This is a genomic window from Pseudomonas sp. 21615526 (assembly GCF_013386245.1).
Taxonomy (GTDB): domain Bacteria; phylum Pseudomonadota; class Gammaproteobacteria; order Pseudomonadales; family Pseudomonadaceae; genus Aquipseudomonas.
This window is the reverse complement of record NZ_JACAOM010000139.1, coordinates 1-13,568: the sequence shown is the minus strand read 5'-3', so window position 1 is coordinate 13,568 and position 13,568 is coordinate 1. Positions and strand designations below refer to the sequence as shown.

The following is a 13,568-nucleotide window of genomic DNA, read 5'->3' as shown; positions in this document are numbered from 1 at the left end:
GGAGCAATGCCGGAGTGAGGGAACACCGAGCCTAGGCGAGGTGCCGACAGGCGGGGCAGAGCCCTTTGCTTACTTTGGGGCTTTTCCAAAGTGAGCCGCTGTAAGAGCGGAACCATAGGTGGCCGTTACCTAAATAATGGATATGCCCCCCTGGATCCTGACCACCCCCGCCGCACTCGTTCAGCGAACGGCATCGGGCTTCAACCCGCGCAACAACAACTCCAGCCCTCGCAGAGCCTCTTCCAGCCGCACACCCGAGTCTCCATCCTGGGCGATCCACAGCGATGCGCTCACCAGGCTGCCATTGATCAGCCTCGCCAGCGCCTGGCTGCACGCCTGCTCGACTAGGTCCGCCTGCATCAAGTCATCGAGCAACCGGCGCAGCGAGTCCACGCATTGCTGCTGGTCAGTTGCGCCCAGCACCGCCGGGGCATCCTGCAATACGATGCGCTGGACCTCGGGATCCTGAGCCATACGCAAATAAATCCGGCAGCGCTCGCAAAACCCTTCCCAAGGATCAACCGCCTGCTCCGAGATACGCTGCAGGCTCGCGTCCATTTCACCGTCGAGCTGCGCAACCACTGCCGCGAGCAAGCCTTTCTTGTCGCCAAAATGATGGTACAACGCACCCCGGGTCAGGCCGGCGCGAGCGGTGAAATCGTCCATCGACGTCTGGGCGTAGCCTTGTGTGGCGAAGGCCTGGCGGGCGCTGGCGATCAGGCGGGCGCGGGTGTCTTCGATCATGTCGGCACGGGCTCGGCTCATGGGTAAGGCTCACAATAGGTGATTGACATACGACGCGTATGTTACGCATGATTTGTCACATACGCACCGTATGTATTTTGCCCCGAAAACCTCGAATAGCAAGTTTCAGGGCGCTCAGGAAGAGGTTACACACCATGGCAAACCCCTACGCCGAGCTGTTCCAGGCGCCAGGTTCCAGGGCTTTCGTATTGGCGGGCATGCTGGCCCGCATGCCGATCTCCATGACCGGGATCGGCTTGATCACCATGCTGTCGCAAGTGCACGGCGGTTACGGTTTGGCCGGTGCGGTGACCGCTACCTTCGCCCTGGCCACCGCGTTTTGCGCGCCCCAGGTCTCACGGTTGGTGGACCGTTATGGCCAGGGCCGGGTGTTGCCGGTGGCCGCGTCCATCGGCGGCGGCGCGCTGCTGCTGCTGTTGCTCTGCACCCGGGTGCAGGCGCCAACGTGGACGCTGTTCGTCTTTGCCGCCCTGGCCGGTTGCATGCCCAACATGTCGGCCATGGTGCGGGCGCGCTGGACCGAGCTGTATCGCGGCCAGCCCAAACTGCAAACGGCGTTTGCCCTGGAGTCGGTGCTCGACGAGGTGGTGTTCATCATTGGCCCGCCGGTCTCGGTGGGTCTGTGCGTGCTGCTGTTCCCCGAAGCGGGGCCGTTGATTGCCGCGCTGTTTCTGGCAGTGGGCGTGACCGCCTTTGTGCTGCAACGCCAGACCGAGCCACCGGTGCATGAACATCACGCCGAGCACGGCCGTTGGCTGATTGCCTCGCCCTCGGTGTTGATCCTGATGGTGCTGTTGATGGCCATGGGCATCATCGTTGGGGTGGTGGATGTGGTCAGTGTCGCGTTCGCCCAGCATCAGGGCCAGCCCGCCGCGGCGAGCATTGTATTGTCGGTATACGCCATCGGTTCGTGCCTGGCCGGGCTGGCGTTTGGTGCGCTCAAGTTGAAAGCACCGCTGCCGCGCCAGTTCTTGTACTGCGGCGTGGCCACCGCCGTGACCACGCTGCCGTTGTTGCTGGTGACGAATATTCCGGGGTTGGCAGCCGCGATCTTCATCTCCGGCCTGTTCTTCGCCCCGACCCTGATCGTGTCCATGGCCCTGGTGGAACAAATCGTTCCGCCCAGCCGCTTGACCGAAGGCATGACCTGGCTGATCACCGGCCTGAGCATCGGCGTGGCCATTGGTGCTGCCAGCTCCGGCTGGATGATCGACCGCTTCGGCGCACCCAGCGGGTTCTGGGTGGCGCTGGCGGCGGGTGCGGTGGTGCTTGGGGCGGCGGTGCTGGGGTATCGGCGGCTGGGGTGATTACCCGGTCACCAGTGCGCCGCGATGTTGCAGGAATTCGTTCAGCGCCTGGCGCGTGAGATCGTTCAACGTGACTTTTTGCCGGGTCGCGGCGAGGGCGGCGGCCAGGTGGAGGTCGTGGCCGACACGGACGTTGAACGAACCCTTGCAGGGCTTTTCCGGTGCTTGCCCAAGGGCCTGGCAGGTCTCGATGTAGTCGTCCACGGCGGTGCAAAAGGCGGCGTCCAGTTCGGCGACGGTTTTGCCCTCGTAGCTGACCAGGGCCTTGATGAAAAGCAGCTTTCCGAACAGGCAGTTGTCTTCGATGCTGGCTTCGATGGAGCCGATGTAGCCTTTGTGTTTCAGCTGGTTGTTCACTGAATCAGTTCTCCTGATTTCAATTGTTCGATGATCTGGCGCCGAATGTAGTGTTTCAGTTCGTTGCCGGGGTGAGGCTTGTGCAGGGTGATCATTGCACTGGGGTCGCCTATGTCGAACCTGACCCGGCTACCCGCCCCTTCGATTTGCGTGTATCCCAGGCGCCGCAGCAGCGTGACGAGTTCGGGCCAGGTAAAGGCCGATTGCTCATTGAGCAGTTTGGCCAGCAGCTTTTCATTTTTCGACACGGTGATTCTCGCCTGCAACTAAATGTAGTTGCAATTGATGGGTTGCGTCAATGATAGGACAGCCGCGCCGAGCCTCTCGGTGTTTGATGTAACCCTTGATGACACCGTGGTCTGCGTCCCCAATCCCCCGCTAATTTTTCCCTTCCGGATTCGTTTTATAGGGACGACGTGCCTTTGTGCTTCCTGCCTATTGCCCCGGATCCCAAGAAATGAACGCTGAAGACTCCTTGAAACTTGCTCGCCGGTTTATCGGGTTGCCCCTGGAAAAACGCCAGATGTTCCTCCAGGCGCTACACAAGGAAGGGGTGGATTTTTCCCGGTTTCCGATCCCGGCAGGGGTGGAGGCCGAGGACCGGCAGGCGCTGTCCTATGCGCAGCAGCGGATGTGGTTTCTGTGGCAACTGGACCCGGCCAGTGGCGCCTATAACCTGCCCGGCGCGGTACGGCTCAAGGGCGCCTTGAGCCTGCCGGCGATCGAGCAGGCGTTCGCCAGCCTGGTGGCCCGCCATGAGACGTTGCGCACGGTGTTCCAGCGCCAGGCGGATGATCGTCTGTTGCAAGTGGCCGCGCAGTCGCCGCTGGTTGTCGAACAGTTGGACTTCAGCGCCCTGGCACCCGCCGAGCGTGAGCAGGCGGTGATGCAGGCCGCTACCCGTCAGTCGCTGTTGCCCTTCGACCTGGCCAACGGCCCGCTGCTGCGGGTGCAATTGCTCAAGCTGGCCGAGCAGGAACACGTGCTGCTGCTGACCTTGCACCACATCGTGTCCGACGGCTGGTCGATGAACGTGCTGATCGACGAGTTCATTCGCTGCTACGACGCCCATGAGCGCAACGAGCCGCCGCAACTGCCGGCCCTGCCGATCCAGTACAGCGACTACGCCCTGTGGCAGCGCCGCTGGCTGGAGGCCGGCGAGCAGGCTCGTCAGCTGGAATACTGGCAGGCACGCCTGGGAGATGAGCACCCGGTACTGGAACTGCCCATCGACCATCCACGCCCGGCGATGCCCAGCTACCAGGGCACCCGGCATGACTTTGCGATTGATCCGGCGCTGGCTGCGCAGTTGCGCAGTTGCGCGCAAAAACACAATGTGACCTTGTTCATGTTGCTGCTCGGCGCGTTCAACGTGCTGCTGCATCGCTACACCGGGCAGGGCGACATTCGGGTTGGCGTGCCGATTGCCAACCGCAACCGCAGCGAAGTCGAAGGGCTGATCGGTTTCTTCGTCAATACCCAGGTGTTGCGCACCGAACTGACCGGGCAAACCCGCGTCGACGAATTGCTGCAAGGCATCAAGGAACACGCACTGGGCGCCCAGGCCCATCAGGAATTGCCGTTCGAACGCCTGGTAGAAGCCTTGAAAGTCGAGCGCAGCCTGAGCCACACGCCGCTGTTCCAGGTGATGTACAACCATCAGCCGCAAGTGGGGGACATCGCCGCGGTCAACACCGCCTCCGGGCTTGAACTGTCCCTGGTGCAATGGCAAGGCCGTACCACCCAGTTTGACCTGAGCCTGGACACCTACGAGAAGTCCGGCACCCTGCACGCCGCGCTGACCTATGCCAATGACCTGTTCGACGCCGCCACCATCGAGCACATGGCCCGGCACTGGCTCAGCCTGTTGCAGGCGATGGTCGCCGATGGCAGCCAGCGCATCGGTGAACTGCCGATGCTCGCCGCCGCAGAGCAGCACGTGCTGGTGCATGACTGGAACCAGACGGCCGAGGCGTACCCGACCGAACGCGGCATCCACCACCTGATCGAAGACCAGGTACAACGCACTCCGCACGCCGTTGCCCTGGTGTTCGGCGCGACGCAGTTGACCTACGCGCAGCTCGACACGCGCGCCAACCAGTTGGCCCATGCCCTGCGGGAGCAGGGTGTTGGCCCGGACGTACTGGTGGGGATCTGCATCGAGCGCTCCATCGAAATGGTGGTCGGCCTGCTGGCGATTCTCAAGGCCGGCGGCGCCTACGTCCCGCTGGACCCTGAATACCCCCGCGAACGCCTGGCTTACATGATCGAAGACAGTGGCATCGGGCTGCTGCTCTGCCAGCAGGGCCTGCTGTCGACCTTGCCGGTCGACGGCATCAACGTCATCGCACTCGACCAGGCACAAGGCTGGCTCGACGATTACGGCCGCGAGCCTCTGGCCGTCAACGTGCACGCGCTGAACCTCGCCTATGTGATCTACACCTCCGGCTCCACCGGCAAGCCCAAGGGCGCAGGCAACAGCCATCGTGCGTTGGTCAACCGCCTGTGCTGGATGCAGCAGGCTTATGGCCTGGATGCCAGCGACGCAGTGTTGCAGAAAACCCCGTTCAGCTTTGACGTGTCGGTGTGGGAGTTCTTCTGGCCGTTGATGAGTGGCGCACGGCTGGTGGTCGCAGCACCCGGCGCGCATCGCGAGCCGGCTCGCCTGATCGAGACCATTGGCGAGCACGCCATCACCACGCTGCACTTCGTACCGTCGATGCTGCAGGCATTTATCCACGAGCCGGGCGTGCAGGCCTGCGCCAGCCTCAAGCGCATCGTATGCAGTGGCGAGGCGCTGGCGCTGGATGCGCAGTTGCAGGTATTCGCCAAGCTTCCGGGCGCCGGGTTGTACAACCTCTACGGCCCGACGGAAGCGGCCATCGACGTCACCCATTGGACCTGCATCGACGAAGGTGCCGACAGCGTGCCCATCGGCCGCCCCATTGCCAATCTGGGAACCTACATCCTCGACGCGCAACTCAACCCTGTGCCGGCAGGCGTCAGCGGTGAGCTTTACCTCGGTGGCACCGGGCTGGCCCGCAGTTACCACCGCCGCGCGGCGCTCACCGCCGAGCGTTTTGTGCCGTGCCCGTTCAATGACGGTGCGCGGCTGTACCGGACCGGCGACCGGGTGCGCCAGCGCGCCGACGGTGTGATCGAATACCTCGGCCGCCTCGATCATCAGGTCAAGCTGCGCGGCCTGCGTATCGAGCTGGGTGAAATCGAGACCCGCCTGATGCAACACCCGCTGGTGCGCGAGGCCGTGGTGCTGGTGCAGGGGGGCAAACAGTTGGTTGCTTACCTGGTGCTGGAGGGAGGCGAGCCTGCCACGCCGTGGCAACCGGAGCTCAAGGCGTGGCTGTTGAACAGCCTGCCGGAATACATGGTGCCCACCCACCTGATGCCGCTGGTGAAATTGCCGGTGACCGCCAACGGCAAGCTCGACCGCAAGGCCTTGCCGTTGCCGGAAGCTGCGCCGCAGCAGGCGTTTGTGGCGCCGGAAAATGACCTGCAAAAAGCCTTGGCGGCGATCTGGAGTGATGTGCTGGCCATTGAGCAGGTCGGCCTGGAAGACAACTTTTTTGAGCTTGGCGGTGATTCGATCATCTCGATCCAGGTGGTCAGCCGTGCGCGCCAGGCGGGGATTCGCCTCAGCCCCCGCGACCTGTTCCAGTACCAGAGTGTGCGCAGCCTGGCGTTGGTGGCGAGCTTTGACCAGGCCAGCACGATCGACCAGGGCCCGGTCAGCGGCGAGGTGATCCTGACTCCGGTGCAGCAGGGCTTTTTCGAACAGGCGATCCCGGAACGTCAGCACTGGAACCAATCGTTGTTGCTCACGCCGCGCGAGCCGCTGGTGGCCGAAGCACTGGACGTCGCACTGACCCGGCTGATCAACCACCACGATGCCTTGCGCCTGCGTTTTGTGAAGGGCGCCGATGGCTGGCAACAAGCCCACACGGCCCCCGTCAGCGAGTCAGGCCTATGGCAGGCAAGTGCCGCCACCGACAGCGAATTGGCCGCATTGTGCGAGGAGGCCCAGCGCAGTCTCGACCTGCAGCAGGGCCCGCTGCTGCGTGCCGTGCTGGTAGACATGGCCGACGCAAGCCAGCGCCTGTTGCTGGTGCTGCACCACTTGGTGGTGGACGGTGTGTCCTGGCGCATCCTGCTGGAGGACCTGCAGCAGGCTTACCGCGCGCCTGCGCAGTTGCCGGGCAAGACCAGCGCCTATCAGGCTTGGGCGCAGCACTTGCAGGCCCACGCGCGAACGCTGAATGGGCAACTGCCGTATTGGCAGGCACAGTCGGGCACAGCCGATTTACCCTGCGACAACCCACAGGGCGGGTTGCAAAATCGCCTGGGGGAAAAGATCGAAACCCGCCTCAACCCCGAGCTGACCCGCCAGTTGCTGCAACACGCGCCGGCGGCGTATCGCACCCAGGTCAACGACCTGCTGCTCACAGCCCTGGCACGGGTGGTCAGCCGCTGGAGCGGGCAGGACGCAGCGTTGATCCAGCTCGAAGGCCATGGCCGTGAAGACCTGTTTGAAGCGCTGGACCTGACCCGCACCGTGGGCTGGTTCACCAGCCTGTTCCCGGTGCGCTTGCAGGCGCAAGGCGAGCTGCCGGCGGCGATCAAGTCGGTCAAGGAACAACTGCGCGCAGTGCCGGACAAGGGCCTGGGCTACGGATTGCTTCGCTATCTGGGCGAGCCTGAGGCGCGTGAAGCGCTGGCCGGGTTGCCGGGGCCGCGTATTACGTTCAACTACCTGGGGCAGTTCGACCGTCAGTTCAATGACTCGGCGCTGTTCGTGCCGGCCAGCGAAAGCAGTGGCCAGGCCCAGGACGGCGAGGCACCGCTGGCCAACTGGCTGACCCTGGAGGGCCAGGTGTATGGCGGTGAGCTCGCGTTGCAATGGGGCTTCAGCCGCGAGATGTTCCAGGCCGCTACCGTCCAGCGCCTGGCCGACGATTATGCCGTCGAGTTGGCAGCATTGATCGAGCATTGCTGCGCTACCCAGGCGGGGCACGTCACGCCGTCCGATTTCCCGCTGGCCCACCTGACCCAGCAGCAACTCGACGCGCTGCCGGTAGCAGGGCCGGCCATCGACGATATCTACCCGTTGTCGCCGATGCAGCAGGGGATGTTATTCCACACCCTTTACGAGCCCCAGGCACAGGCCTATATCAACCAACTGCGCCTGGACATCGAAGGCCTCGATTTGCTGGCTTTCGGCCGTGCGTGGCAGTCTGCGCTGGATCGGCATGACATCCTGCGCAGCAGTTTCCATTGGCTGGGACTCGACAGTGCCCATCAAGTGATCCATCGCCAGGTCGACCTGCAGTTGCAGGTGATCGAGGCGGTCGACGCCGACCTTGACGCCCTGGCCGACGCCGAGCGCGAGCGCGGTTTTGATTTGAGCGTCGCACCGCTGTTCCGTCTGACGCTGGTGCGTGGTGCCGGCAGCGGCTGGCATTTGATCTACACCAGTCATCACATCCTGATGGATGGCTGGAGCAACGCACAGCTGCTCGGCGAAGTCATCAGCCATTACGCCGGTCAGGCGCTGCCAGCGCCCCTGGGGCAATTTCGCGACTACCTGGGCTGGTTGCAGCAACAATCGTCAGCGGCGGACGAGGCCTTCTGGCGCGCCAGCCTGGCCCCGGTGCAAGCCCCGACGTTGTTGGCCGAGGCCCTTCGCCCACCGGTGGACGGCGCAGGCATGGCCGACCATCAGGTGGTTCTCGACAGCACGTTGACCACCACCCTGAGCGAGTTCGCCCGTCAGCAAAAAATCACCCTCAACACCCTGCTCCAGGGAGCCTGGAGTGTGCTGCTGCAACGCTACACCGGCCAGCCGTGCGTCGTGTTCGGTGCCACGGTCGCCGGGCGTTCCGCGCCGCTGCCAGGTATCGAGCAACAGCTGGGGCTGTTTATCAATACCTTGCCGATGATCAGCACACCCGCCCCGGCGCAACAGGCCGCCGCCTGGCTGGGCGAGTTGCAAGCCTTGAACCTTGGCCTGCGTGATCACGAACATGTGCCGCTGTACGACATTCAGGGGTGGGCCGGCCAGCAGGGCGCGGCGCTCTTCGACACGTTGCTGGTGTTCGAAAACTTCCCCGTCGCCGAAGCGCTCAAGCAGGGCGCGCCCGCTGGCTTGTCGTTTGGCCAGTTGCACAACCACGAGCGCACTAACTACCCGTTGACCCTGGGTATCGAGCTGGGCAGCAGCCTGCGCCTGGAGTTCAGCTATGACCGGGCGCGTTTCAGCGAGGCCCAGGTCGCCCAGCTGAGCGCCAACCTGCAACACCTGTTGGTGCAACTGGCGGCAGACCCTGGCGCCAGCCTTGGCAGCCTGCAATTGCTCGATGAGCCTGGCCGTCGCGCCATGCTTGGCCTGAGTCAATCCCGGGCGGCAAGCACCCGTCATCACGGGTTGGTCCACGAGCGCATCGCCGCCCAGGCCCAGGCCACTCCGGCTGCGCTGGCGGTACTGGCGGGCAGTCAACGCTTGAGCTACGGCGAGCTCAATGAGCGGGCCAACCGCCTGGCTCATCGCTTGCTGGAGCACGGCGTTGGCCCCGGCCGGCGCGTCGGCCTGGCTGCGCGACGGGGCCCGCAGTTGATCGTCAGCCTGCTGGCGGTGCTGAAAAGCGGCGCGGCCTATGTCCCGCTGGACCCCAAATACCCCAACGAACGCCTGGCCTACATGTTGGCGGACAGCCGCCTGGATCTGCTGCTCTGCGAAACCGGCCTGCTGGCAGATTTACCGTTGCCCGCATCGTTGACCCGCGTGGACTTCACCGCGTCGGGTGAAGAACTGGCAGCTTACGCCTGCGGCAACCCGCCAAGCCATGCCGTCGCCGCCGACCTGGCGTATGTGATCTACACCTCCGGCTCCACCGGGCAACCGAAGGGTGTGGCGATCGATCACGCCGCCCTCGGCCAATTCTGCGAGAGTGCCGAAGACTACAGCGTGCTGTCCTGCACGGACCGGGTGCTGCAATTCGCGACATTCAGCTTTGATGGTTTCGTCGAGCAATGCTACCCGCCGCTGTGCGTCGGTGCTGCGCTGGTCATGCGCGGTGACGAACTGTGGGATGCGGGGCAACTGGCTCGGGAAATCGTAGAGCAGGGCGTAACCCTGGCCGACTTGCCGGCAGCCTATTGGTACCTGTTAGCCAAGGAGTGTGCCGTCGATGGCCGTTCGCTGGGCAACTTGCGCCAGGTCCACGTAGGCGGTGAGGCGATGTCGGTTGAAGGCCTGCGAGCCTGGCATGACGCCGGGCTGGGCAAGGTGCGCCTGCTCAACACCTACGGCCCCACTGAGGCGACCGTGGTGTCCAGTGTGCACGACTGCCAGTTGGCGGATGCCAGCGATGCGTTCGGCATTCCGATTGGCCGGGCCATCGCGGGTCGTGCGCTGTATGTGCTCGACAGCGCCTTTGAGCTGCTGCCCGTCGGCGGTGTCGGTGAGCTGTACATCGGCGCTCCGGCCGGCCTGGCCCAGGGCTATTTTGACCGTCCCGCGTTGACGGCTGAACGCTTCCTGCCGGACCCGTTTGCCGGTGTGCCGGGTGCGCGCCTGTACCGCAGTGGCGACCTGGCCCGCTACAACCAACATCATGCCCTGGAGTACGTGGGGCGGATCGACCATCAGGTGAAGATCCGCGGTTTGCGCATCGAAATGGGCGAAATCGAAGCGTGCCTGCAAGCCCTGCCGCAGGTGCACGAAGCCGCGGTGATCGCCTACGAAGGACCCACAGGCGCGCAGTTGGTGGGGTATGTGGTAGCCGCCCAAGGCGTAGCCACCGGGTCTGCTGACCTGGCCGCTATCCTGGCTCAATCACTGCCCGACTACATGGTGCCGGGCCATTGGGTGTGGCTGGACGCGCTGCCGTTGAACAACAACGGCAAGCTCGACCGCCGCGCATTACCTGCGCCGGACCTGAGTCAGCCTCGGCAGGCCTACGAGGCGCCTCACAGCCCGTTGCAGATCCAGTTGGCGGCGATCTGGCAGGCGGTGTTGCAGGTAGAGCGCGTCGGCCTTAATGATCATTTCTTCGAGCGTGGTGGCCATTCGTTGCTGGCGACCCAGGTTATTTCCCGGGTGCGGCATGCGCTCAAGCTTGAAGTGCCGTTGAAAGCGTTGTTCGAGCATCCGACACTGCTGGCTTTCGCCGCCGCGTGCGCGGGTTTTCAGGTGCAGGAAAGCCTGCCCATGCTGGCCCTGGAACGCGGCCGGCCGATGGCGCTGTCATCGGCCCAGGAGCGCCAGTGGTTCCTCTGGCAACTGGACCCCGACAGCGCGGCCTACCACGTGCCCACCGCGCTGCATCTGCGTGGCAGCCTGAATGTGGCGGCACTGGAGCAAGCGTTCCAGGCGCTGGTGCAGCGTCATGAAGCCTTGCGCACCACCTTCGTCGAAGAAGGCGAGCAGACCTGGCAGGTGATCCAGCCACGGCGGGCCCAGGTGGTTGAACAGCAAGCCGTGGATGTCCACGGGATTGCTGCAGCCGTTGAGCACGAAATCCAGCGTCCGTTCGACTTGCTCAACGGCCCGCTGATGCGCGTCAAGTTGCTGAGGGTGCAGCCTGACCATCACGTCCTGATCATTACCCAGCACCACATCATTTCCGATGGCTGGTCGATGCAAATCATTGTCGACGAGTTGATCCAGTTCTACCGCGCGTTCTGCGCGGGCACCGAGACCGCCTTGCAAGAGCTGGCGCTGCAGTACGCCGACTATGCCGTCTGGCAGCGCCAGTGGATGGCCGAGGGCGAAAGCGCCCGGCAACTGGCGTACTGGCGTGAGAAATTGGGCGGTGAGCAACCGGTGCTGGAGCTGCCCTTCGACTTCCCGCGTCCGGCCGAACAGAGCTTGCGTGGTGCACGCCTGGACTTCAATTTGCCAGCGGAACTGGCGTCTGGCTTGCAGGTCCTGGCGCAACGCGAACAGGTGACGTTGTTCGTGCTGTTGCTGGCTTCATTCCAGATGCTGTTGCACCGCTACAGCGGGCAAGGCGACATCCGTGTCGGCGTGCCGGTAGCCAACCGTAATCGCATGGAAACCGAAGGCCTGGTGGGCTTCTTCGTCAACACCCAGGTGCTGCGCGCCGAGTTTGACAGCCAGGCTTCGTTCAGCGATCTGCTGCAACAGGTTCGTCAGTCGGTGCTCGACGCCCAGACTTACCAGGACTTGCCGTTCGAGCAGTTGGTGGATGCTCTGCAACCCCGGCGCAGCCTTAGCCACAGCCCGCTGTTCCAGGTGCTGTTCAATCACCAGAACCGTGAGACTGGCGCGGCGCAGTTGCCAGGATTGTCGATCGAGGGCGTGGCCTGGGACAGCGGCACGTCCCAGTTCGACCTGAGCCTGGACACCGGCGAAGTGGCCGGCGGCCTGGCGGCGTCCCTGACGTACGCCACCGATCTATTCCAGCGCAGCACCATTGAACAACTGGCGCACCACTGGCAGAACCTGCTGCACGCTATCGTCAGCCAGCCTGGGCAGGCTGTCGCGCAGTTTGCGCTGCTGGACGCCGATGAGCGCCAAACGATCCTGCGGGACTGGAACAGCCTCGAACTGAGTGGCACTTTCGAGGGGGGCTTGCATGAGCTGATCGAGGCTCAGGCCCGGAAGGCACCTGACCAGTTGGCGATGATCTTTGGCGCCGAATGCCTCGACTATCGCCAGCTTAACGCACGTGCCAATCGCCTGGCCCGCCGCCTGCGTGAGCGCGGCGTAGGGCCGGAAGTGCGGGTGGGTGTGCTGCTGCCTCGCTCGGTGGAAATGGTTGTGGCGTTGCTCGCGACGCTCAAGGCCGGCGGCACCTATGTGCCCCTGGACCCCAACTATCCGGCCGACCGATTGGCCTACATGCTGGAAGACAGTCAGGCCCGGTTGTTGCTGACGGATGCCCAAGGCATGGGGGGCGGCCTGGAGGTGCTGCAGGTGCCCTCTGAAAGCGTTGACCCGCAACACCCCGATTGTGCCGACCTGCCAGCCCTGGCGAGCGCTGATAATCTCGCCTATGTGATCTACACCTCGGGTTCGACCGGCAAGCCCAAGGGTGTTGCCATCAGCCATCGCAATGCCGTTTCACTGATTCAGTGGGCCCAGGGTGTCTACCGTCGCGAGGACTTGCAGGGGGTATTGGCTTCAACCTCGATCTGCTTCGACCTGTCGGTGTGGGAGCTTTTTGTCACCCTGGCCAGTGGCGGCTTCTTCATCCTGGCTGAAAATGCCCTGGCGCTGGCGGATTTGCCGGCGCGGGACCGGGTTACCTTGATCAACACCGTGCCCTCGGCGATTGCTGCGTTGCACCAGGCCGGGCAGATTCCCGACAGCGTGCGCATCATCAACCTCGCCGGTGAGCCACTGAAGCAGACGCTCGTGGATGGGCTTTACCAGCAGGCCACGCTGAAGCATGTGTATGACCTGTACGGGCCTTCCGAAGACACCACGTATTCGACTTACGTACGCCGCACAGCGGGTGGCCGGGCGAGCATTGGCCGACCGCTGGCCGGTACCGACAGCTATGTGCTGGATGCACAGTTGGAGCCGGTGCCGGTCGGCGTGGTCGGTGAGTTGTACCTCGCCGGCGCCGGTATCGCCCGGGGCTACCTGCTGCGCCCGGACCTGACGGCGGAGCGCTTTGTGCCGGACCCGTTCGGCGATCGCGCAGCTCGGCTGTACCGCACCGGTGACCTGGTACGCTATCTGGCCGATGGCGAAATCCAGTACGTGGGACGCATCGATCATCAGACCAAAGTGCGTGGGTTTCGCATCGAGCTGGGCGAAATCGAGAAGCGCCTGCTGCAACATGTCGCTGTCCACGAAGCCGTGGTGGTGGCCCATGAAGCGCAGAGCGGCACTCGTCTGATTGCCTATCTGGTGTTGGAGCCTGGGGCGCAGTCCGGTGTGCAAGACGATGTGCGTGTCTGGCTCAAGCAGACGCTTCCGGACTACATGGTGCCGGCCCAGATGGTCATCCTTGATCAACTGCCGTTGACACCCAATGGCAAGCTCGACCGTAAGGCCTTGCCGGTGCCGGAGCTACAAGGTTCCCATGCGCTGCATGTAGCGCCGCACAGCGAGCTGGAACGCCGTATTGCGGCGATCTGGCAGGACGTGCT

5 protein-coding genes are annotated in these 13,568 nt (G+C 63.9%); 2 read left to right on the top strand and 3 right to left on the bottom strand.

Features of this window, described 5'->3' with window-relative positions; genetic code table 11:
• Positions 1-180: 180 nt before the first annotated feature.
• Positions 181-765 (bottom strand): TetR/AcrR family transcriptional regulator, encoded by a 585-nt coding sequence (locus HX786_RS28380; protein WP_177069832.1) that lies wholly within the window; start codon positions 763-765, stop codon positions 181-183.
• A 134-nt stretch (positions 766-899) separates the two neighbouring features.
• On the opposite strand from HX786_RS28380, the gene HX786_RS28375 reads away from it, so the two are divergent.
• Positions 900-2,072, top strand: coding sequence for an MFS transporter (locus HX786_RS28375; RefSeq protein WP_102369571.1), 1,173 nt, complete (start codon positions 900-902; stop codon positions 2,070-2,072).
• Here the strand turns inward: HX786_RS28375 and HX786_RS28370 are convergent, their stop codons facing one another.
• Together HX786_RS28370 and HX786_RS28365 are read right to left on the bottom strand one after the other, a co-directional pair.
• Complete coding sequence (locus tag HX786_RS28370) at positions 2,073-2,429, bottom strand: type II toxin-antitoxin system HicB family antitoxin (protein WP_003208166.1); 357 nt, start codon at positions 2,427-2,429, stop codon at positions 2,073-2,075.
• Entirely contained in the window at positions 2,426-2,677 is a 252-nt protein-coding gene (locus HX786_RS28365; protein ID WP_063028501.1) for a type II toxin-antitoxin system HicA family toxin, read from the bottom strand. Before HX786_RS28365 ends, HX786_RS28370 begins: the two co-directional genes overlap by 4 nt.
• Before the next feature lie 209 nt (positions 2,678-2,886).
• Between HX786_RS28365 and HX786_RS28360 the strand changes: the two genes are divergently transcribed.
• A partial coding sequence (locus HX786_RS28360) for a non-ribosomal peptide synthetase (protein WP_178912909.1) occupies positions 2,887-13,568 on the top strand: 10,682 nt, incomplete at its 3' end.

Bases quoted from the DNA above. Each gene is read 5' to 3' on its own strand.
- HX786_RS28380 (WP_177069832.1), bottom strand. From the start codon at position 765: ATGAGCCGAGCCCGTGCCGACATGATCGAAGACACCCGCGCCCGCCTG.
- HX786_RS28375 (WP_102369571.1), top strand. From the start codon at position 900: ATGGCAAACCCCTACGCCGAGCTGTTCCAGGCGCCAGGTTCCAGGGCT.